The organism is Curtobacterium sp. MCBA15_016, from assembly GCF_001865105.1.
Taxonomy (GTDB): domain Bacteria; phylum Actinomycetota; class Actinomycetes; order Actinomycetales; family Microbacteriaceae; genus Curtobacterium.
On the sequence record NZ_MJGR01000066.1, the window covers coordinates 957 to 1,346 of the forward strand.

Sequence of the window (390 nt, forward strand, 5' to 3'; positions counted from 1 at the left end):
CGCCTCGGCGAGGAACACCGACCCGAGGCCGTACCCGCCGGGGCTCGCCGATCCGTACCCGTTCGAGGCGAAGCCCCCGTCACGAGCGGCAGCGAACGCCCCCGGCTTGCCGGAGAGCACCGCGGCGATGATGCTCGTCGCGGCGAGTCCGCCGACGATCTGGGCCACGATGTAGCCGGCGACGTGGCGGGCATCGGTGCGGCCCGCTGCGAGCAGACCGAGCGTGACCGCGGGGTTGAAGTGACCGCCGGAGATGTGCCCGACGGCCGAGATCCCGGCCACGAGCGTGAGACCGAACGCGAGGGCCACGCCGAGGTAGCCGACGCCCTGCTGGTTGTCCGTGGCACTCGGGACGTTCGCGGCGAACAGCGCGGTGCCGACGCCGCCGAG

The 390-nt window shown here is 73.6% G+C and carries 1 protein-coding gene; it reads right to left on the reverse strand.

What is annotated here, in order from left to right; translation table 11 throughout:
• A partial coding sequence (locus BIV03_RS17620) for an aquaporin (protein ID WP_175475966.1) occupies window positions 1–390 on the reverse strand: 390 nt, incomplete at both ends.